This is a genomic window from Oceanobacillus sp. B139/18 (assembly GCF_055524595.1).
In genome coordinates this window covers 87,343-107,953 of sequence record NZ_JBVFXI010000005.1, presented here as the reverse complement: position 1 = coordinate 107,953, position 20,611 = coordinate 87,343, and the positions used below count along the sequence as shown (strand labels likewise).

Sequence of the window (20,611 nt, the reverse complement as noted above, 5' to 3'; positions counted from 1 at the left end):
GAAGAAATAGCAGATACGCAAGCTATGGGTAAAACGAAACTTCATTAACCCTTTCACGCTGAATGAAGTTTCGTTTTGTGCTATGATAAGAGCAGAATTCCCTTTTTTATTGGAAAAGAAGTGATGGGAGCAGGATATATGGGCGTTTACTCAATCATAATTGGATTAATTTTTGTTATAAATATTGCGTTAGCTATATCCATTATTTTTCTGGAAAGGAAGGATCCGACCTCTTCCTGGGCATGGGTAATGGTATTGCTGTTCATCCCTATTTTAGGATTTATTCTTTATTTAATTTTTGGACGGCCCATCAGCAATCGCCGGATATTCAAATGGGATCAGCGGAGCCGGATGGATGTGAAGAAGGCTGTACAAAAACAAATCAATGCCATTGAGGATGACGCTTTCCTGTTAAATCATGACGATTTAAAAAAACATCAGGATTTAGTCTATCTTCATCTCCGTAATGACAATGCTGTTTATACAGATAATAATGGCGTAGATATTTTTACAGATGGGCATGAAAAATTTGAGGCTCTTTTAGAAGATATCAATCGGGCAAAGCATCATATTCATGTACAATATTATATTATGCGGAGTGACGGGCTAGGGAGCAGGCTTGCGAATGCATTAATAAGAAAAGCAAAAGAGGGGGTATGCGTCCGGCTTTTGTATGATGATATGGGCTCCAGGTCACTTAAGAAAAGCTACATAAAAAAATTAAAAGAAGCGGGCGTTCTGGTAGAAGCATTTTTCCCATCGAAATTTATTATTAATTTTAAAATCAATTACCGGAATCATCGCAAGCTCACGATTATTGATGGAGAAATCGGATACATTGGCGGTTTTAATGTTGGAGATGAATACCTGGGAATGAAAAGCAAATTTGGTTATTGGCGTGATACTCATTTGCGGGTGATAGGTGATGCAGTGCAAAGTATGCAGACACGCTTTGTATTGGATTGGAATCAGGCCTCGAAGCAGAAAATTCCTTACGAAGAAGAGCATTTTCAAACTATCTCTGGAGGGAATATAGGGATGCAGATTGTCTCCAGCGGACCCGATTCGGAGTATGAGCAAATCAAAAACGGATATATTAAGATGATCATGGAAGCAGAAGAGTATATCTATATTCAGACACCTTATTTTATACCAGATGAAAGCTTGCGTGATGCACTGCGTATTGCCGTGCTATCCGGAGTAGATGTCAAAATTATGATTCCCAATAAACCGGACCATCCCTTTGTTTATTGGGCAACCATGTATTATTGCGGGGATCTGCTTGGCGCCGGTGCAGAGATTTTTATTTACCAGAATGGATTTCTGCATGCTAAAACCATTATTGTCGATGGAAGAATAGCTTCTGTCGGTACGGCAAATATTGATGTAAGAAGCTTTCGGCTCAATTTTGAGGTCAATGCATTTTTATATGATATTGAAGTTGTGCGTCGGCTGATGGTCGATTTCGACAAAGATTTGGCGCATTCTACACAAATGACGAAAAAGTTATATGACAAACGTTCTATCGGAATTCGTTTTAAGGAATCCGTCTCGCGTTTAATATCACCAGTTTTATAAGACAAACTAGACAGCAGGAGGCAATATAAATGAAAGCAAAACCTTGTTCCGCATCATTAGCTTTAAAAACAACACATATCCTTCCGCCGGATACGAATCAATATGATACGTTATTTGGCGGAAAATTAATGGCGCATCTTGATGATATCGGTGCGATTGCAGCAGTAAAGCATGCAAATAGCCCGGTGGTAACAGCTTCTACGGATTCTGTAGATTTCTTAGCGCCTGTAAAAGTTGGCCAATATATTTCGATTGAAGCATTTGTGACCTGGACACATCACACCTCCATGGAGGTATTTATCCGGGCAATCACCGAAGATATCCGGACCGGGGAAAGAACAGCATGTACAACAGCGTTTATGACGTTTGTAGCGATTGATGAAGCGGGCAAACCGATTAAAGTGCCATCCGTTTATCCGGAAACCGACGATGAAAAGATGCTTCATGAAAGTGCACCGCTGCGTGCCAACCGCCGTGCGGAGCGGAGAAAGCAATCTAAGCAGCTTGCAGAAACCTTTGGAACCGTCTATGGAACAGAAAAATAAGATAGATCGTAAAAAGCCGGTTAAAATCACAACATATGATTTTAACCGGCTTTTTATATATTGTATTACACTTTTTCCCGATAAGAATACCAGTCAGCAATTGAATAACTATCCGCTGTTCGCAGCTCTTTAATGACAAAATGGCGTCCTGCGCCTTTATTTAAAATAGCCATGTCCAGCGTTGCAAGGGACTGCTTTCGGTGAAGCAGATGCTGTTTCTGCTGCAAGGCCTGGATCCTTCGATGCGGAATAATCGCAGTATCCTTGCTGATTGTTCGTGTCTGAATCGTTATCTGCTGTTCATCAATCGCATAGCCGATGGATTTGAATACAGCAAACCCCATTATCCCGAGGACCAGCATAATAATTGCAGGTATCCAGATATAGGATACGAAGAAAATACCTGTAATGATAACAGCTAATAACGGAAGATTGATGGACCGCCATAGATAATAAGGTAAGGCTTTTTTCGGCGGATGAATCAGATTCTCCGTACGATAGCTATACTCCGGTAAAAATTCACTTAGAAAAGCTGCAAATTCTTTCTTGCGGAGCAGCGGGAAAATAATCGTATTTACTTCCTGACTGCTATTTATCTCTCCGCTTGCAATTTCAACATAAGGTCTGGCAAAGCCAAATAGTTGATGAATAGGGGATTCCTTCATCCCCACTGCCTGTATTCTTTTTAATGGAATGGTTGTTTGTTTTTTCTCTAATAACCCTCTGGTAATAAATAGTTCTTTTTCATAACGGGTAATGGTAAAATTCCAATCTTTAATCACCGTATATAGAATACTTAATAACCATAGAAAGATGAGAACGATAATCGCTAAAATAATGATAATTTGCATGCCGAGAGACAGAAGCCAGCGTGTCGCATCATCGTAAAATTGGTCTGGAATCAAAGTTTCAACCTGAGAAAAGGCAACCCCGAAGAGCCCGATTAAAATTCCGAAGCTTGCTGAGGTGGAGCCGGTAATCAACAGGGCTTGAATTGTTATTGTCCGTTTAGGGAGGTGAGCTTCATCCTGCTCCTGCTGTTCGTTATCTGATACCTCGGTTTCCAGCTCCCCGGTTTCCGGTACGTGTTTCTTGTATTTTAATTCATCATGCAGCATGCGCCCGTCCTCCATACGGACCGCAGACAGCGCGGCATCTGTAGAGGAGTCATTCCCTGCAGTTTCAATGGCTACTTTGGTTAACCCGAAGATGCGGTGAATAACATTCTGTGATAAATCAATAGACTGAATCCGATGCTTGGAAATCGTGCGTTTTTTACGAATGAGAATTCCGCGTTCGATACGTAACTGGTCTTCCTCTAATTGATAGGTGAAACGAAGCCATGATAAAAAGCTGAATAAAATAATTAATCCGATGATTACAAGCAAACCGATTATCAGATAAAAGGTATTACTGTTTCTGATAATGACAATAGCAATAGGTAAAAGCCCAATGATAGATTGTTTCAATGATTGAATAATATTAAATATTACTGCAGCGGGGTGCAGTCGTTTCGGATTAGACATCATCTTGCTCCACCCTTGCTAATTCAGAAATTTGATCGCGTAAATCATATGCTTCCTCTTCTAATAAAGCAGGTATCTGATGTGTTGTCGCTGCCGTTGATATTTCCAGGGTGGCCAGCTTATATTTTTTCAAGACGGGCCCTTGCTGTGTATCGACATGCTGGACACGAATCATTGGTACAATTGTCCGCGTTACTATAAGAATCCCATGTTGTATGTAAATCTCCTGATCGTAGACCTGATAACGCCATCTGCGCCATCTTAATTTTGGAATAATCAAAGCGGTGATGATCCATTCCGCCACGGTAAGACCGGCAATGATGAAAACAATCCAGAGCGGCAGAAAATCGAAAATAATATACACAACAATTGCTCCAATGGTTATCAATAAAAAGATGAGTGCATATATATGTGCTGTAAGCTGCCATGCTTTGATAGCATCTGTAGCAATTTTTACATTAGGCTGTTCCCGCATGCATTTCCACTCCTTGTTTTTTGACTGCTTCTATCATACAACAGATGGGGAGGTTTAGAAAAAAATTTAAGAATAGCTTAAGAAAATCCAAATATATCAGTGAACCGCCGTCTATCCATAGAGATTACTTTAGGAAGTATAGGACAGAGATTCATCATACATTTGGATTTTTTAAAAGAAAAAGAATGTTTATATAAATAGCCGCTCCAACGGGTTTCATGGAGGGAGTAATCTTCAATGTTGTCAGGTTAATGCGACCGCTGCGGAAAAACACTACGCTTTCCATGGGCTTGCGCTCAGCCTCCTCGAAAAAAAGAAGTACGCTTTTTTCTGCGGGGTCTTCACCCTGCGCTTTCCCATAGGAGTCTACGTGTTTTTCCTCCGCTAGATAGGTTTTATTACTATCTGTATAAAATTCATTAACCTGTTAACATTGAGACCTGCGATTACTTGGTCTATTAAAACCGTTGCTGCGATTACTCGCCCCATCAAACCCGTCGCTAGAATTTGCGTTATTTCTTTGAAAGAAAGCAAATGAAGCATATTTCTTCAAAGATGGGAGCGGAGGGAAGTCGACTCCTGCGGGAAAGGCAACAGGTGAAGACCCCGCAGGAAGTGGTTTTCTTCCGAGGAGGCTGATCCGTTGCCCGCGGAAAGCGACTTTCCGGAGCGGACATCTCTTTGGCAAGAACACTAGTGATTTAAAGACAAAGCGGTGTTCTTGTATTTCTTATAAAATAAAAGATTTCTAGATATAAGAGAAAGGTTTACTTCACTTCGTTATCTGCTGAGACATATTCTTCCGCCCAGCGCTGAATATCTTTAATAACAGGCTCCAGTGCTTTTCCTTTCTCTGATAAGGTGTATTCAATACGAACTGGAAATTCCGAATAGATATTCCGCTCGACAATCCCTTCTTTTTCCAGTAATTTCAAACGATCCGATAGTAAACGCCCGCTGATTGGGAGATCTGCTTCCATCTCTGAAAAACGTTTTGCCCCTTTTAATAGTTCAAATAAAATAAGACCGACCCAGCGTGTACTTAATAAGACCATTGCTTTTTCAAAACGTGGACATAATTGATTCATTTTTCCACCCCCATAAAACAATCTTGTATCTAAAATGCGTGATATATACATTAGTTACGAAAAGTAATCTAATGATAGGGTATCATAAATAGGAGAGGTAGTAAATGAAAGCCGGAATGGGGGATAACGAATTCCATGTTTTCTTTAGAAATATTCAAAGGGATATGAAATAATAGGGTATGATAAGAAAGAAAAATAAATTTGTAAATATGGAGGGACGCATAAATGGTTCAGGCACAGGTACAAGAAAAATATGCAGAATTAACATTGAAAAAAGGGGTTAATTTACAAAAAGGACAAGCTGTCATGATCAATGCCCCGATTGAAGGAGCAGAATTTACACGGATTGTTGCCCGTAAAGCATATGAAATGGGAGCAAAGGATGTCCATATTAACTGGGTGGATGATGAGCTTACCTTGTTAAAATACGAGAATGCCCCGGATGAAGTAATTACGAATTATCCGGAATGGAAAGTGAAATTGCATGATACATTTGCAGAAGACGGCGCTGCCGTTGTAAATATTCGCTCCACCAATCCGGATTTATTAAAGGATATTGATCCATCCCGTGTTGCCAAAGCAACTAAAGCTGCCGCTGAAGCAATGGTGAACTTCCGTAAATATACAATGAATGACCGGATTCCATGGACGATTATTTCTATCCCTTCAAAGGATTGGGCAAAGAAAATCTTCCCTGATAAATCAGCAGAGGATGCGGTTGCCAGCCTTTGGGAGGCTATCTTAAAAATTGTCCGTGTTGACCAGGACGATCCTGTTGCAGCATGGGACAAGCATAATGAAACATTAAGAACCGCCAGAGAAGTGTTAAATAAGAAAAGCTATCAAAAATTAATTTTTCAAGCACCTGGTACAGACCTAGAAATGGAGCTGCCGGAGGGGCATATCTGGAAAGGCGGATCGGCCGTAGCAGAGACGGGAGTCACCTTTAACCCGAATATGCCGACAGAAGAGGTTTTCTCCGTACCGCATAAATATGGGGTTAATGGTACCGTATCCAGCACAAAACCATTAAACTATGGCGGAAGCTTAATTGATAACTTCTCCTTAACCTTTAAGGATGGAAAAGTAGTTGATTTTCAAGCAGAGCAGGGAGAAGAGGTCTTGAAGCATTTACTGGATTCGGATGAAGGAGCCCGCCGTTTGGGGGAAATTGCGCTGGTTCCGGACGAATCTCCAGTATCGCAATCCGGGCTTATTTTCTATAACACGTTATTTGATGAGAATGCATCCTGTCATATTGCGTTAGGGAAAGCTTACCCAACGAATCTCGAAGGCGGAGCTGCAATGGACTTAGAGGAGTTAGACAAGCATGGCGTGAACGACAGTCTGGTCCATGTCGATTTTATGATTGGATCAGATAAAATGGACATTGACGGAATTACTGCAGATGGGAAATCAGAGCCGGTTTTCCGTAACGGGACTTGGGCGCTGGATATGAAGTAATTAAACAAAATAGTAATCAAAAAAAGGCAGCAAGATTTTTTAAAATATCTTGCTGCCTTTTTTAATGGCTTAAGAGCTTTTTTCTTTCGCCATAAACTTATCATTCTTTACTAGAACTGCTTTGATTTTGCGATAGGTGTAATCTTCCGGCAGAGCCTCTTTCAGCTCCTTCAATCCAATTGGATCAATTTCTTCGTGCTTGGATAAAATTTTGCCTTCTTCCTCGGTATTAAAGAATAGATTCCAATTCAGCGTATATCCCTTTTGGAAAGCCTGAAAAATATGTGATTCGATGGTCAGCTCTTTTAAATCCCGGATGGAAGCAATTTCTCGAATCGTTTTTCCTTTTTGCAGGAGCTCATATGATATTTGATAGGACGGCCGGTCATCCGCATCCTTTGCTTTCGCAGCCTTTTGATAATGAATGGCAGTAGGGGCTTTGTAATCCGGGTTTTTTTCTTTCCATTCGGCAACAGCTTCCAGGAAGGCTTCTCCATAGAGGTCATATTTCTTTTGTCCTACTCCTTTTAACCGTAAGAATTCATCCTTACCTTCTGGAAGATAGCGGGCCATTTCTTTTAATGTCATATCTGAAAACAGCACATAAGGTGGCAAATCCAGCTCCTGAGACATCGATCTTCTTAACTGGCGCAGTGACTCAAAGAGATCATCACTGTAATCTGTTTCACTGACAGCAGGGACATCCTGGATAAACATGGTAACATTCTCTTTTCCGGTCAGGATGTCCATGGACTTCCGGTTTAGTTTTAAAACAGGAAACTGCCCTTCCTCTGCGGATAAGCATTCTTCAGCGATTAAGAAGTGGATTCTTTCTGTAATTTCCTTCTCCGTATATTTGGATAAGATGCCGTAAGTAGATAATTTCGATAAGCCAAACTGAATCAGCTTTTTATCCTTTGAACCTTTTAAAACTTTCGCTGTCATGGAAGCGCCAAAGCGTTCACGCATGCGCTTCACGCAGGATAAAATCATTTGCGCTTCTTCGGTAATATCCTCTAACTCTCCTTGCTTCAGGCAATTGCTGCAGCGTCCGCAAGATACAGAAGATGCGGCCGACCCCATCTCGAAATAGTTTAAAATATAACTGTATAAGCAGTTTTGTGTACGACAGTAGTTCACCATTTTATTCAATTTTTGATATTCCCGCTGTGTTCCTTCTTCATCCAAATCGGATTTCTCAATCAAAAATTTTTGAGTATGGATATCTTGAGGAGAGAAAAGCAGGACACAGTTGCTCGGCTCGCCGTCGCGTCCTGCTCTTCCTGCTTCCTGATAATACGATTCCATATTCATCGGAATGGCATAATGAATAATAAAGCGGACATTTGATTTATCAATCCCCATTCCAAATGCAGTCGTAGCAACCATCAACTCTGTCTGGTCAAAGATAAAGGCCGTTTGCGCAGCCTGCCGTTCCTGCTCGGACAATCCGCCGTGGTACTTGGATACAGCATAACCTTTCCCTTTTAGGACATCATAGACATGTTCGACCTGTTTTCGTGTTGCTGCATAAATAATACCGACTTCTCCCTGATGTTTTTTCAGATAGGAAAGAATATAATCTATTTTATTTACCCCTTTTTCGATAAAGAAGGAAAGATTTTTTCTTTCAAAGCCAGTATGCACTGTATTTGCAGGAGCGATATGTAAAAGAGCCTGTATGTCTTCAATTACTTCAGGGGTCGCTGTCGCGGTAAGCCCCATAACCGTTGGATTGCCGCCAATCTCCTGGAGAATAGGAACGATAGAGCGGTAGCTTGGACGGAAATCATGACCCCACTGGGATATACAGTGCGCCTCATCAAAGGCAATCAGAGATATATTAGTCTGCTGCAAGGCTTGAATAAAAGCCCCTGATTCAAAACGCTCTGGAGCAACATAAACAAATTGATAGCGATTTTGCTGCATCGCCATTAAACGCTGATACTGCTCACCTGCAGAAATGGAGCTGTTAATATAAGTTGCTGCTGCCCCGAGGGCATGCAGTCCGTCAACTTGGTCCTTCATCAGTGAAATAAGCGGTGAAATGATAATTGCTGTTCCGTTCATCGCAAGCCCGGGTACTTGATAACAGAGTGATTTTCCGCCACCGGTCGGCATCACAGCAAGGACATTTTCACCTTGATCAATTGTATCAATAACTTCAGCTTGTCCAGGCCGAAAACTGGAGTAACCAAAGTAATTCTGTAAAATATTTAAATACTTTTCCATAGATAAATCTCCCTTATTGAGGTTGGTTGAGGATGCGAATATTCATCCCATTAAACCGCTGGGGCTGGGATTACCATTGTTGTCAGGTTAATGAATTTTCTTAAATATTATTTAGATAGTAATAAAACCTATCTAGCGTAGTGTTTTTCCACAGCGGCCGCATTAACCTGACAACATTGAGACCTGCGATTACTCGGTCTATTAAAACCGTTGCTACGATTACTCGCCCCATTAAAACCGCTGTAGCATGAATTGCTGATATAGGAAAGAATAGCTTGAGTTTATTATTTCGAGTTTGTATATGTTAGATAATTACATCATTATTCTACTTTCTATCCTAGAACGTTTTAGCCCGAAAGTAAAGTAAGGAAAAAGGGCAAATAACAGCTGGAAATGCTGTCAAAAAGCAAATATGACGTAAGGAAATGTTAATTTTTCGATGGACAACTTCATATGAATTTACATTTCCCTGTTTCATCTTTAAAATATGCTATATCTTTTTGAAAAGGAGGAGGATATATGGTACCTTCTTTGCTGTTTGAATTAATGTTGATTGGCTTATTAGGTGTCGCTTCCCAATGGGTCGCATGGCGCTTTCGTATGCCGGCTATCGTTGTGATGGCTGCTACAGGACTAATCATTGGCCCTGTTTTCGGATTAATTAACCCAGAACAGGATTTTGGGGACTTGTACAGTCCGCTTATCTCTGTTGCTGTAGCAATTATATTATTTGAAGGAAGCTTAAATTTAAGCTTTAAAGAATTACGCGGAATTGGAAAACCAATCTTCCGGATATCTACGGTAGGAGCATTTATTGCCTGGATTTTAGGGTCGCTGACCGCTCATTATATTGCCGGATTATCCTGGGCAGTTGCCTTTGTGATTGGCGGTTTGTTTGTTGTGACTGGTCCGACCGTTATTATGCCTCTTTTACGTCAGGCGAAGCTGAAAGCACGTCCGGCGAAGGTTTTAAAGTGGGAAGGGATTATTGTTGATCCAATTGGAGCGTTGCTTGCGGTTTTTGCTTTTGAAATTATTACGTTTATCACCGCATCTAATCCCGAAGCTAGTCAGATTTTATTATTCTTCGCAGGCTCTCTATTTGCCGTTTTCTTAGGCTGGATATTAGGACGCGGACTTGGCTGGATGTTCGAAATGGGGCATGTGCCTGAATTCCTAAAATCTCCGACAGTTGTCGTTGTTGTCTTATTCTGTTTTACCATTGCGGATGTCATTATGCATGAGACGGGACTTTTATCTGTCACTGCGATGGGAATTACCTTGGCAAATATGGGGATTCGCTCTGTATCGGATATGCGTCATTTCAAAGAAAATATTTCGGTACTGCTGATTTCAACCATTTTTATTATGCTGACAGCCTCGCTGGATGTGGCAACGATTATGCAAATTTTTAACCCTCATATTATTGGCTACGTATTATTGATGATGTTTGCTGTCCGTCCCTTATCTATTTTCTTGTCAACTATTGGAACTGGGCTTAGCCTTAATGAAAAAGTGCTGATTGGCTGGATTGCACCGCGGGGAATTGTTGCACTAACGGTTTCTGGTTATTTTGCCGGAGTGTTAACAGAAGCAGGCTATGAGGATGCATCTATTCTGACGGCATTAACCTTTGCGCTGGTTATCTTTACGGTTATTGCGCATGGATTTTCTATCGGCTGGCTTTCTAAAAAGCTGAATCTGTCGAATAAAGGGAATCCGGGAGCGCTTATTGTCGGAAGCAATCCATTTACGATTCAATTGGCTAAATCATTAAAAGAAGCAAATTATCCGTCTATCATTGTAGATTCTTCGTGGGAAAATCTTTCTCTGGCAAGAAAAGAAGGCCTGCAATTTTATCATGGGAGCATGTTGTCCGAGCAGACAGAGCATCATCTCGATACGATTCCATACGAGTATTTATTAACACTGACGCATGATAAATCGTATAACTCGCTCCTCTGTACAACGTTTCTTCCGGAATATGGAAGAACTAATGTGTTTAAAGTGAGTCCGTACACAACATTCAAGGATAATGGATACTCAACTGGTATGGTTTCACAGGTTGGCGGCCGTATTTTATTTGATAAAAAATTCTCTTTGGAGGATCTAATCGATAAAGCGGAAAATGGGTTTACTGTGCGGCAGACAACACTCACCGATAAATTCACATTTGAACACTACAAACAGGCAAAAGATCCGGAGACGGTATATTTATTCTTAATCAAACCATCCGGACAGCTGAAGTTTTTCTCTGAGGAAATGCGTACTGTACCCGCATCAGGAGATAAGATTGTCAGTTTGACCAAAGGAAAAGTAAAATAAATTTTAAAGAAAACCAAGCTAAAAAAGCGCATGGTCGCCTTGGCAGTTATGCTTATACTTTATTGCTTAAATTTTTATACTCTCGTAAAGTGCAAAAAAGATATAAGATATTATAATTTCTTTATAAGTAAAAAGCTGCCTTTCTGATAGAGCAGTCAGAAAGGCAGCTTTTGCTTAAAATATATTACTTGTTCTCCACGTAAATAACTATAACTAATTAAAACAAAGAAATAATAGTCAAATATTTAAAATGCAGATATTATAAAAAGTAGTTGACCTGTAATTTTAAAAATATTATAATAACAAAATAAGAAAGCGCCTGCATGATATGAGTAACTACGATTACCCTTCGTGGATTCCTTATATTACCTGCATTGTATTAAAGGAGACTTATCTGTTGTATCATTCAAATACAGTCTATATTATCGGCGATGCCAAAGCTTCACAGAATAATCCAATTACAAAAAAGTATAGTCAATTTTTTGTAGCGCTAGTGGTAGACTTTCAAACAGATGAAATTGTGGATTGCGAATGTTCGTCTACCATTCAATTAACGAATCATTTCGTTAAATCTCTGTTTATTGGTGAGGCAATGGGCAACTCTTTAATAGAAGAGTCCATTCGCAAAAGGTATCACGGTTCATCACAAAAAGCCCTGCTCGTAGCCTATCGAGATGCTGAATATAAATATACTCAAGTAAAAGCTGCTTTAACTAAAGAAACCTAGTTGAAATCCAGTCTAACTAAAATTTTATTTTAGTTAGACTGGATTTTTTTTCGCTAAATATGGATGATTCAATAGATTGGTATTTGTGAGGATGGAAATTTTGAAGAAAGGGGCTATATAGAAAACATTAGGGGATTAGAATCATAAAAAAATCTTAAATGAAAGTGAGGAGGAATAATATGATTACGGATGGATTTATTTATATTGCCGTCTTAGTAGCTCTAGCCGCTTTGATGGTAGGGATAGAAAGTAAATTTAGCTCAAATCGATTTTTTAAATTTATACCAGGTATTGTTTTGATTTATATTGGTGCAGCTTTGTTACAGACTATTGGTTTATTTGATAATGAGGCTACAGAATCATCTTATGTAGCAGTGAAAGATGCTTTACTACCCGCTATGTTAATGTTGATGTTATTAAAATGCGATATTCGAAGCATCATTAAATTAGGCCCTCGTATGTTAGGTGGTTATTTTGTTGCAGTAATAAGTATAATTATTGGCTTTACGGTTGTTTATCTTATATTTAATCAATTATATGCTGCCGATACTTGGCGCGCTTTTGGGGCCTTGGCAGGTAGCTGGACTGGCGGCAGTGCAAATATGGTTGCTTTACAAGATATTTTACAAGTTCCGGAAAATATCTTTGGATACATTTTAATGATGGATACAATTAATTATGCTGTTTGGGTGATGTTTATGTTTTGGCTGGTCCCATTTGCTGGTGCATTTAATCGGTGGACCAAAGCAGATATAACGATGATTGACAATGAATATGAAACAAATGAGGCATCATCAGATAATCAGGGGATTGAATTTAAACATATTATTTACTTGCTGGGGATCGGTCTGTTTGTTTCAGCATTAGCAACACTAGCCGGAGATAACTTACCTGAACTCGGCGATGTATTTAGTGCTACAACATGGACTATTTTAATCGCTTCTGTTGTTGGACTGGTACTTGGTCAAACTCGTTTATCTAAAATTCCAGGTGCTTTAGATGTTTCGAATGTCATGCTGTATATCATTATAGCTTTAATTGCTTCCCATTCAGATTTCTCACAAATTGCTCAAGCACCTATTTATATTATTTCTGGTTTCTTAATTATGCTTGTTCATTTAATTATTATGCTCCTGCTAGGTAAATTATTTAAGTTAGATTTGTTTACATTAGGAATAGCTAGTTTAGCTAATATTGGAGGTATGGCGTCGGCACCGATGCTTGCAGCAGCATATAGTAAGACTCTGATTCCTGTGGGGGTCATCATGGCATTGATAGGTTCGTTTTTAGGCACCTATTTTGGAATGCTTGTTGGGAAAATCCTTGAAATGCTTTAAAGAATGATAGGATACGAAATTGACACTAAAAGGAGAATATAAATTGTTTATTGAAGATATAAGAACTTCTCGCAGGAAAATACCGCTGCATACACCATTTAAGACAGCGCTGAGAACTGCAACATATATAGAGAGTATTACTGTGACTATTTATTTAGAAAATGGATTAGCTGGAAGAGGAGAAGCTGCTCCTACGTGGGTAATCACTGGAGATTCATCAGAAAGTATTCAAGCAGCATTAGAAGGACCAATTAAACAGGCGATTCTGCAGCAGGATATACGACATTTTCAATCGTTACTGGTTGCTATTCAAAATAGTTGTATTGGAAATACAAGTGCTAAAGCAGCTGCTGATATTGCTTTACATGATGTATACAGCAGATGGATGGGGGTCCCGCTTTATCAATTATTAGGAGATTATCAATCACTTAAGACATCTATGACAATAGGCGTGGATGACCCAAAAAAAATGGCGAAAGATGCCGACAAGTGGGTGGAAAAAGGCTATACAAGTTTGAAAATTAAAGTTGGTGCAAAACCAGAGCTTGATATGGATAGAATCCTGGCTATTAGAGAAGTCATTCCTTCTGAAATATTGCTTAGATTAGATGCAAATCAAGGATGGACACCTAAACAAGCAGTACAGTTAATTCAAGAAATGGAGCGTATAAATGCTGGAATTGAATTTATCGAGCAGCCTGTAAAAGCAAATGATTTGGAAGGTCTTAAATTTGTTACAGATAATGTGAAAACACCTATAATGGCGGATGAAAGTATATTCTCTCCACAAGATGCTTTTAAGATTATTCAAGGGCATTACGCAGATTTAATTAATATAAAATTAATGAAATCTGGCGGTATCTATAACGCATTAATCATTGCTGATCTTGCAATGGTCAATCAGGTTCCATGTATGATTGGCAGTATGATGGAATCAAGCTATTCTGTCGGAGCAGCAGCTCATTTTGCAGCCGCCCATCCAAATGTTATATATTATGATTTAGATGCTCCATTATGGTTAACAGAAAAGCCTGAGGTGATTGAATATCAGGGAGAGAAGGTTTCCCTATCAACAGGTGAGGGGATTTCTGGTGTAGATAAGTAGAACGAGAAGAGGCGATAAGAAGTCCCGGCTGTCATAAAATTTCATTTTAGGATTTTTTTCTTGAAAGCGTTGTGAATTGTAAAAAGAAATAACAAAAAAGCTAAAAGAAAACTTTTTAGCTTTTTTGTTATTCTATCAGTTATTATACTGTTCCAATTCTTTTCTTACCTCAGCAATCTCTCCTTCTAAACGGACCAGTTGTTCTTCGGCAGAGGAGACACGTCCTTTGACGAACTCTAACTTGTCTAAATCTCCTTGGATACGGATGTAATCAGACTTTAATTCATCGAGCTTTTGTTGCAGTTCTGCTTTTGTTGTCAAGAAAACCCCTCCTAAATCAATGCATCGTCTTTATTTTTTCTGGAGTCCACAAAGGTTTGGTAAAAGTGGATTACAATTGTCCGGATTATTGCATACACAGGGATAGCGAATAAAATTCCTAAAAATCCGGCAATACTTCCTGCCGCGAGGATAACTGTGATAACAGTCAGCGGGTGCAGATTAAGCGCCTGCCCCATCACATTAGGAGAAATAAATACACTTTCCAGCTGCTGTGCAACAAACATAATAATAGCTATCCATATGATATTCATTGGATCCTGGAACCCTGCAACCAGGATAGCTGGAACAACAGCAATATAAGGTCCCAAAAATGGGATGACATTCATCATCATACCGAATAGAGCAAGTACGACGGCATACTCTAAACCGATAATCAAGTAACCTATTAACAAGAGGATACCTACTGCAAAACTTACTAATAACTGTCCTTGGATAAACGAGGACAATACATTATCGATTTTACTTAATAGTCCATGTAAGTTTTCTGCTTTTTTCTTGCTGAAAAATTGCAGAATAAAAGGTACAAGCTTCTCTCCATCCTTCAACATGAAGAAAAGGAAGAATGGAACCAGAATTATGCCGGCAATGATACTTACCAATTGACCAATGAAGCTTCCTAAAAAGCCAAAGACATTATTCAATACACTTTCAATGTGTCCGGGAATATCATTGGCAAAATTATTGATGGCATCGATTACCTGGTCAGGAACTAAAGCAATATTTTCCTGCCAATACCCAATCCAGCTCTCGACCGTACTAACCATTCCAGGAATACTGTCCATTAAATTTTCAAACTGATCACGGGCGATCGGCCAGATAAATACAATGAATAGCGTAACGACCCCGATGATAACCAGGAATACGATAATAATAGATAAAATCCGCGGGACTTTATATCTTACCAGCAGATTCATCAATGGCCGGGTTAAGTAATAAAGAATACCTGCACCGATAATCGGAAGAGCTACAGCACCGACTAATTGCAGAACAGGTGTAAAGATAAAATGCGTTATAGAGATGAGAAAAATTAATGTAAACAAACAAATAAAAAAGATAAAAAATTGAAACCAGCGTTTCTGTGTCATTGAATCACACTACTTTCTTTCCAAGTTATGCTATATATTATTTTACATTAACCGAATTCAGAAAGCTATAAACATCTGCGGTCGATTTAAATATAAAGTTACTGTAAAAGATATTGACAAAGAGCATGAAAAAGGTTTTAATAAAGTATACTTAATAAATGGCTGGCAAAGGACAGGAAGGAAACATTTTTGCTGTCTGGGAACGTCATATTAAAAAAGCTTAGTAAACATTTATTTCCTAAAGGGGAGTAGCTGTACACGTAAAGTCGTCATTACGAGATAACCGTCTCCGGCTTTATGTGGCAACCAGAAAAGTTGTTAGCGAGACCTTTACCGATTGCAGGTAAAGGTCTATTTTTATGGCCTTTTCTGCAAAACACATGTAGAAGAGGAGAATACATCATGGGAACTGAACTATTGCTGGAGTATTTATGGGTCTTGCTTGTATTAGTTGCATTAGAAGGCTTATTAGCTGCTGATAATGCGCTTGTACTGGCCATCATGGTAAGACACCTTCCTGAAAAACAAAGGAAGAGAGCATTATTTTATGGATTAGCCGGGGCATTTGTAATGCGTTTTGCGTCTTTATTTGTTATCTCATTCCTGGTCGATTTCTGGATTGTACAAGCGTTAGGCGCTGCCTATCTTTTATTTATATCAGGAAAGAATTTATATGACAGGTTTAAGAAGAAGGAGCCGGAGACTTCCGATGCATCGGCACAAAATGGTAAAAAGGCTGGTGCGGCAGGAAATCAGGAGCCTGAACAAGCATCTAAAAAAGAATTTTGGATGACTGTGGTGAAGGTGGAGTTTGCAGATTTAGCATTTGCTGTTGATTCCATTTTAGCAGCTGTTGCCTTAGCGGTAGCATTGCCTCCAACAGATTTCGGCCATGTTGGAAGCTTGGATACCGGTCAATTTGCTGTTGTATTTGCCGGCGGTATGATTGGCTTGATTATTATGCGATTCGCTGCCAATATTTTTGTAGGTCTCTTGCATAAACGGCCAACATTGGAAATCGCCGCATTTCTGATTGTGGGCTGGGTAGGAGTGAAACTGGCTGTTATTGTATTAGCCAATCCGGATTTAGCTGTGATTCCAGAGCACTTCCCGCACTCTACATTATGGAAAGCTTCCTTCTATATTATTCTTGTAGGAATTGCGTTAATCGGCTGGTTTGCATCTAGTCCGAAATTAAAAAGAAATAAAGAACAGTCCAGATAAATGAGATAATCCCGTACTATGAGGGAAAGTCGTGCTGCCCTGCAATAGGAACAGCACGACTTTTTTAATCAGCAGATTTTAAAATTCTATTTTTTGTAAAAAATCTTCCCGTGCGTCATAATTGAAAGAAAAGAAAAAAAGGAGTGATCCGGATGACATTGCATCACTTTCATCTAGAAGGGAAATGGCAAGGCGGTCGTAACAGCGAAGGGTATATCAACGCCGGGAATTTACAAACGAAAATCTCCATCCCGCCAGAAATGGATGGGCCCGGTATTGGTACCAATCCAGATGAAATGCTGCTTGGAGCGGCTGCGACATGCTATATTATTTCATTGGCAGCCATGCTGGAACGTGCAGAAGTTCCTGTTAATACCATGAGCATAACCTCTGAGGGGATGGTAGACGTAACAAATGGCATTTTCACTTACGAAAAAATCATCCACCGTCCCCATGTTACCTTAAAAAAAGAGGCGGCAGAGCAGCAGATACGCTTAACTAATAAACTCATTGAAAAAGCAGAAGAATCATGCATGATTTCAAGAGCAATAAAAGGAAACGTTCAATTAGGACTGGAACCAACCGTTCAGATAGAAAAGTAAGAATGTATCAAGGTCATATGAAACAAGGAGAGCTTCAGCTCAAATTGTTATCATATGACTTTTTACTGGGAAATGAAATAAAAGCCCGACTCCGTAAAGTTTTGTTTCATGTTACATTTTTTCGAGACACTAACAAATAGATTACAAAACGATAAAAATTCCCTTTTTGGGGAGATTTTTTAAATAAAAGCGAGTAAAGTAGAATATACAACTTTAAAATGGTGTACGAAATAGAGGGATGGTCTATGGAACGAAATGCATTTTTTGATAATGCGAAAGTGTTTTTGATTTTTCTCGTTGTTTTTGGTCATATGATTCAACCTTTTATCAGCGATTCACAATCGACAGAAGCAATTTATATATGGATATATACCTTCCATATGCCGGCGTTCATTTTATTAGCCGGTTTCTTTGCAAAAGGCTCAGGAAATAAGAAATATATATGGAATTTAACGAAAAAGTTAATTGTTCCATATTTTATCTTTCAAACATTATATACGATTTATTATTTCTTTATAGGAAAAGCAGATTGGCAGACTGGAGTTTTCTATCCGCAATGGTCATTGTGGTTCTTATTCAGCTTATTCAGCTGGCATATTCTGCTTGTGTTATTTAAAAAGATACCTGCTGGGTGGAGTATTACTTTATCCATATTGATAGGTATCGTTGTCGGCTATTTTGGAGAAATTGGGCATTCGTTCAGCTTATCCAGAACATTTGTGTTTTTTCCATTCTTCTTGATTGGTTACTGGTTAACCGTCGATCAAATGATGCTGGTGAAGCATCGCAAAGTGAAGATCGCTTCAATTGCTGTGATGGCAAGTATGTTCGTATTAATTTATGTATTCCCGGTTATCGATACCGGATGGCTGCTTGCTTCAAAATCATACAGTAATTTAGGTGTGGAGAGTTTCGGCGGCTTCGTGCGGTTATTTGTTTATGCCATTGCAGCAGTGATGACAATCAGTATATTAGCCTGGATTCCTAAAAGAAACCTGGGCTGGGTAACAGTCCTTGGAACAAGAACATTATATGTTTACTTATTGCATGGTTTTATCGTTCAGTTCCTGCGAGAATTTGATTTATTATCTGTTCATCATTGGTTTGATGTCGTCGGAATCGCCGGCTTGTCAGCGCTGATTGTCATTTCGCTGTCCAGCAAGCCTATTTTGACCATCTCCCAGCCGCTGATTGAAGGTCGCTTAGCCAAGGTTAAATCATTATTTAACCACCGGCACAAAGGAACATCTTCTTAAAAAAATGTAAAATAAAAAATGCGGAGTTCCCGGAAAGGGCTCCGCATTTTTTATTGATTTTAAAATAACAGATGCGCAATAAGGGTGATAATTGGCAGTGTAATCACGGTACGCATTAAAAAGATAATAGCTAAGTGACGGAAGGATACTGGAATTTTAGTACCTAGAATCAGTCCGCCGACTTCAGACATGAAAATAAGCTGTGTTACAGATAAGGCAGCAATAATAAATCGTGTTATTTCTGCCTCTACGCCAGTAATTAAAATGGCTGGCAGAAACATATCTGCAAAACCGATCAGAATGGTTTCAGATGCTTCCTGGGCAAATGGAATCTGCATCAGTTCTAAAATAGGAACGAATGGCATTCCGAGCCACTGGAATAACGGTGTATATTCTGCAATAATCACTGCCAACGTTCCGAACGCCATCACAACAGGTGTGACAGCAAACCACATATCAAAAATATTTTTTCCGCCGTCTATAAAAAAGGTACGGAAGCTCGTTTCTTTCTCTGCACGTTTGACGGCATTTTTGAATCCGTGAGTAAATACATTATCCGATGCAGGGATTTTTTCATCGTCTGTTCTTTCCTTACCGCTGATATAGGTATTTGGCATTTTAGAGAGCGGCGGAATGCGCGGCATAATGAAAGCTGCAGCTCCTCCTGCAATCAGGATAGTCAGGTAAAAAGGCAAAAACATATGTGCTAAACGAACTTCTTGTAAAATAACTAAAGTGAACGTAATGGATACAACCGAAAACGTTGTACTGATAATAGCTGCTTCCCGCTTTGTATAATAACCTTCCTCATACTGTTTATTTGTCAGCAGTACCCCGATTGTCGCATCTCCGACCCAGGAAGCTAAACTGTCGACAGAAGCTCTGCCCGGGAGACGGAATAAAGGCCGCATGATATTTCTCATGATACCTCCGAAAAACTCCAGCAATCCAAAATTCGTCAGGAAAGGTAAAAAGAGACCGGCGAATAAAAAGGTAACAAACAGGGTGTGCAGCAGGCTGTCCAGCAACATGCCGCCTGTATCTTCGCTGTAAACAAACTCCGGACCAATTTGAAAGTAAACCATAATTGCAAAAACGGCTGCCAACAGACGTGTAATTGTCCAGAACCATGTGGTATAAAATAATTGATGCAGGAAAGGAGATTTGCTGAAAGTTGATTCACCGGCTAGTTTAGCAAAGGCAGTGAATCCAGCAGTGATGATAATAACGATCATCATAATAAGAGACAGATTGCTTTCAAGTATATCCTGCAGTGTACCGGCTAAAAAGGCAATAGGTATGGTAAACCCTTCCTCTGTCGGTAATGGATATAAAAATAGGAATAAACCTAATAAAGATGGAATAATGAATTTAATAATCTGACTAAAGGAATAGGACTTCATTTATTTTCCTCCTAAATAATATAGAAACTAAAAATTGTAACTGTATGATTATACAATCAAACGTAATTTTATTCAATAGGGCATAGCTAGATAATGATTAAATATAGTAAATAAAGGGAATATAAAAGTATATCAGGGAAATTTGGCGCCAAAATCGTTTACGTGACAGCAAAATGTTTTATATAATAGGTAGTAAGAAAGTTTATTTTATTATATGTACCCAAATAATGTATAGAACATTCCTGTTTCACGTATTGTAAGGATGGCAGGCTGAAAAAGCAAGCTTCATCCAGTTTT

The 20,611-nt window shown here is 39.2% G+C and carries 17 protein-coding genes; 10 read left to right on the top strand and 7 right to left on the bottom strand.

The window, feature by feature from the left end; translation table 11 throughout:
- Positions 1-138 precede the first annotated feature (138 nt).
- Positions 139-1,578 carry a cardiolipin synthase gene (gene cls, locus ACZSMY_RS15455; RefSeq protein WP_042529325.1) on the top strand — a complete coding sequence of 480 codons (1,440 nt, stop codon included), beginning with the start codon at positions 139-141 and terminating at the stop codon, positions 1,576-1,578.
- Between the two features lie 29 nt (positions 1,579-1,607).
- Positions 1,608-2,123: an acyl-CoA thioesterase gene (locus ACZSMY_RS15450; protein ID WP_042529327.1), complete on the top strand. Its 516-nt coding sequence runs from the start codon at positions 1,608-1,610 to the stop codon at positions 2,121-2,123.
- 65 nt (positions 2,124-2,188) lie between these two features.
- Here the strand turns inward: ACZSMY_RS15450 and ACZSMY_RS15445 are convergent, their stop codons facing one another.
- The 3 genes from ACZSMY_RS15445 to ACZSMY_RS15435 form a co-directional block, all read right to left on the bottom strand.
- Positions 2,189-3,652: a PH domain-containing protein gene (locus tag ACZSMY_RS15445; protein ID WP_052484870.1), complete on the bottom strand. Its 1,464-nt coding sequence runs from the start codon at positions 3,650-3,652 to the stop codon at positions 2,189-2,191.
- Entirely contained in the window at positions 3,642-4,124 is a 483-nt protein-coding gene (locus ACZSMY_RS15440; protein ID WP_042529332.1) for a PH domain-containing protein, read from the bottom strand. The genes ACZSMY_RS15445 and ACZSMY_RS15440 overlap by 11 nt, the downstream gene beginning before the upstream one ends.
- A gap of 767 nt (positions 4,125-4,891) precedes the next feature.
- Positions 4,892-5,212: a winged helix-turn-helix transcriptional regulator gene (locus ACZSMY_RS15435; protein ID WP_455725676.1), complete on the bottom strand. Its 321-nt coding sequence runs from the start codon at positions 5,210-5,212 to the stop codon at positions 4,892-4,894.
- A 225-nt stretch (positions 5,213-5,437) separates the two neighbouring features.
- On the opposite strand from ACZSMY_RS15435, the gene ACZSMY_RS15430 reads away from it, so the two are divergent.
- Positions 5,438-6,676: an aminopeptidase gene (locus ACZSMY_RS15430; protein WP_193064734.1), complete on the top strand. Its 1,239-nt coding sequence runs from the start codon at positions 5,438-5,440 to the stop codon at positions 6,674-6,676.
- 69 nt (positions 6,677-6,745) lie between these two features.
- On the opposite strand, the gene recQ is transcribed toward ACZSMY_RS15430, so the two are convergent.
- Positions 6,746-8,908: a DNA helicase RecQ gene (gene recQ, locus ACZSMY_RS15425; RefSeq protein WP_465147952.1), complete on the bottom strand. Its 2,163-nt coding sequence runs from the start codon at positions 8,906-8,908 to the stop codon at positions 6,746-6,748.
- A 519-nt stretch (positions 8,909-9,427) separates the two neighbouring features.
- Between recQ and ACZSMY_RS15420 the strand changes: the two genes are divergently transcribed.
- From ACZSMY_RS15420 to ACZSMY_RS15405, 4 genes are all read left to right on the top strand, one after another.
- Complete coding sequence (locus ACZSMY_RS15420; RefSeq protein WP_042529341.1) at positions 9,428-11,233, top strand: cation:proton antiporter; 1,806 nt, start codon at positions 9,428-9,430, stop codon at positions 11,231-11,233.
- Between the two features lie 397 nt (positions 11,234-11,630).
- On the top strand, positions 11,631-11,960 hold the full coding sequence (locus ACZSMY_RS15415) for a DUF3870 domain-containing protein (protein ID WP_042529344.1): 330 nt from the start codon (positions 11,631-11,633) through the stop codon (positions 11,958-11,960).
- Positions 11,961-12,139: 179 nt separating this feature from the next.
- Positions 12,140-13,297, top strand: coding sequence for a DUF819 family protein (locus tag ACZSMY_RS15410; protein WP_042529346.1), 1,158 nt, complete (start codon positions 12,140-12,142; stop codon positions 13,295-13,297).
- Positions 13,298-13,340: 43 nt separating this feature from the next.
- Entirely contained in the window at positions 13,341-14,402 is a 1,062-nt protein-coding gene (locus tag ACZSMY_RS15405) for a dipeptide epimerase (RefSeq protein WP_042529348.1), read from the top strand.
- 135 nt (positions 14,403-14,537) lie between these two features.
- Here ACZSMY_RS15405 and ACZSMY_RS15400 read toward each other — a convergent pair whose 3' ends face one another.
- Together ACZSMY_RS15400 and ACZSMY_RS15395 are read right to left on the bottom strand one after the other, a co-directional pair.
- Positions 14,538-14,723, bottom strand: a complete 186-nt coding sequence (locus ACZSMY_RS15400) for an SE1832 family protein (protein WP_042529350.1) — start codon at positions 14,721-14,723, stop codon at positions 14,538-14,540.
- A gap of 11 nt (positions 14,724-14,734) precedes the next feature.
- The gene (locus ACZSMY_RS15395; protein WP_193064731.1) at positions 14,735-15,829 is read right to left on the bottom strand and encodes an AI-2E family transporter; all 1,095 of its coding nucleotides are present in this window, start codon (positions 15,827-15,829) and stop codon (positions 14,735-14,737) included.
- Between the two features lie 402 nt (positions 15,830-16,231).
- Here ACZSMY_RS15395 and ACZSMY_RS15390 point away from each other — a divergent pair, with 402 nt between their 5' ends.
- The 3 genes from ACZSMY_RS15390 to ACZSMY_RS15380 all read left to right on the top strand — a co-directional run bounded on the left by ACZSMY_RS15390 (position 16,232) and on the right by ACZSMY_RS15380 (position 18,911).
- The gene (locus ACZSMY_RS15390; RefSeq protein WP_042529354.1) at positions 16,232-17,053 is read left to right on the top strand and encodes a TerC family protein; all 822 of its coding nucleotides are present in this window, start codon (positions 16,232-16,234) and stop codon (positions 17,051-17,053) included.
- A 152-nt stretch (positions 17,054-17,205) separates the two neighbouring features.
- Positions 17,206-17,655 carry an OsmC family protein gene (locus ACZSMY_RS15385; RefSeq protein ID WP_332094102.1) on the top strand — a complete coding sequence of 150 codons (450 nt, stop codon included), beginning with the start codon at positions 17,206-17,208 and terminating at the stop codon, positions 17,653-17,655.
- Between the two features lie 245 nt (positions 17,656-17,900).
- Complete coding sequence (locus ACZSMY_RS15380) at positions 17,901-18,911, top strand: acyltransferase family protein (protein ID WP_042529357.1); 1,011 nt, start codon at positions 17,901-17,903, stop codon at positions 18,909-18,911.
- Positions 18,912-18,970: 59 nt separating this feature from the next.
- Here the strand turns inward: ACZSMY_RS15380 and ACZSMY_RS15375 are convergent, their stop codons facing one another.
- Positions 18,971-20,314 (bottom strand): YjiH family protein, encoded by a 1,344-nt coding sequence (locus tag ACZSMY_RS15375; RefSeq protein WP_332094103.1) that lies wholly within the window; start codon positions 20,312-20,314, stop codon positions 18,971-18,973.
- Positions 20,315-20,611 lie beyond the last annotated feature (297 nt).